The 1,504-nt window shown below is 61.7% G+C and carries 2 protein-coding genes; one reads left to right on the forward strand and one right to left on the reverse strand.

Annotated features, from left to right (window positions below; genetic code table 11):
- Positions 1–746: hypothetical protein (locus AS96_RS15870; protein WP_231477303.1), on the forward strand; the 746-nt coding region annotated here is incomplete at its 5' end.
- Here the strand turns inward: AS96_RS15870 and AS96_RS14580 are convergent.
- Positions 743–1,291: a hypothetical protein gene (locus AS96_RS14580; protein ID WP_036291394.1), complete on the reverse strand. Its 549-nt coding sequence runs from the start codon at positions 1,289–1,291 to the stop codon at positions 743–745. The two genes, AS96_RS15870 and AS96_RS14580, sit on opposite strands and share 4 nt — an antisense overlap.
- Positions 1,292–1,504: the final 213 nt, after the last annotated feature.

Genomic DNA, 1,504 nt, shown 5'->3' on the forward strand with positions numbered 1-1,504 from the left:
CCATTCTCCCGCGCAACTCGCGGCGGCTGGCCACCCCGCACCTTCTTGATCAACACGCCCTAGCTGCTCACTCCGCAGCGGTACCAACAGCGCTCGACGATCGTCGGCTCCGGTCGATTTCATCGTCCTTCGTTGGCCGCGGTGTCTTGCCTAGCGTCGAAGAGACTTTGGATGGCACCCCTCACCGGATCTCGATCGTGTTGAGCGACACGATCCTTCCCGGGCGCTGTGTCGAGTTCCCGTTCACCTGGCCCCCGTCCCTCGTTACACCCGAAGGCGCGTGCCGTGGGAATGTGCGTCTGACGCTTGCCACCCAGCCCGCGATAGCGAACGTTCACGGATGGGAACGTGTGCGCGTCAACCTCGATGGCGCTATTAAGCAAGCCAACGCGAATGGCACCTTCAACAGCAAGGCAGAAGCGACTCACCAGTTTTTTTCCGGGTTCACCTACGCCAACGAGCGGTCACTCTCGACGGAGCTCGGCAAGTGGTTCCCGCTGAAGTCATATGGCAGATCGATCCAACGCGGTATTGGCGAATCGGCGGACTGGCGACTGGATGTGAACTATCTCACCCGCGCTGGCGAAGCGATCCCGACGCGAGGTATCGCGTTCGCTGCGGTCCTCACAATCGAGGATCCGGATGGCACGGCCCCGGTCTTTGACGAGATGCGCGCATCGCTCACTTCAATCGGTGTGACCCTAAGCGACCTCCGCACCGCCATCCGCGTGGGAGTGACTACTTAGGACACCGACGAGACAGCGGCAGCCACCGCCGCGTCCAGTGCAACGACGTAAGCGATCAGCATTCTGACCGCGACTTCGAGTGACTCCGGCGTAATGATGATGATGCGACCGACGACTGTCGCGTGCAGCTTTCGCCGCATGTCTCGTCGAAGCTCATTCGCCCGAGACCAGTTAGCTGTTTGAAACTCAGTCAGCGCGCCGTCACCATGTGCGAAGGCGTTGCGCGCGTCGACAACAAGAAGCAGATTTTGAATGACCGTCTGGGGTTCGATGGCTACACCGAACCCCTCCCGGAGAACCTGGTGGCGACTCGACCATGTCTGCTTGAAAGCCGATGCCGAACGCTCTATCAAGAAGTCACCGAGCCTGGATCGTCGGGCGGGCGACAGGTCAAAGAGCTGCTGAATTGTGGTGTCGACGTGGGCTTCCGTGGTCGCGACCGCGAGAGTAAGCGCGGACGAGGGTGGAATCCTCTCAACGAGCACGCGCGCCAGCCGGCGCACCGTCGCCTCGGCTTGGGCGCCGACGGTGCCCTCAATCAGCACTTGCCGCGCCCCACTCGTACGCGGCGCGAACCAGCTGTGAGTCTGCCCGCATTGCTTTGCCAAGTTTCGAGGGAGCCGCACCGTCCAGCTTGCCTACGACTGCGGACACGCCGCATTGCGTGATACTCGTCGACTCCACGAACAGGTCGCCTAGGGCGTGTTGATCAAGAGGTTCCGCTCCTCGGTGGGTGAGTCTTGAACGGTGACGCGACA

This window comes from Microbacterium sp. MRS-1, from assembly GCF_000585455.1.
GTDB classification, from domain to species: Bacteria; Actinomycetota; Actinomycetes; order Actinomycetales; family Microbacteriaceae; genus Microbacterium; species Microbacterium laevaniformans.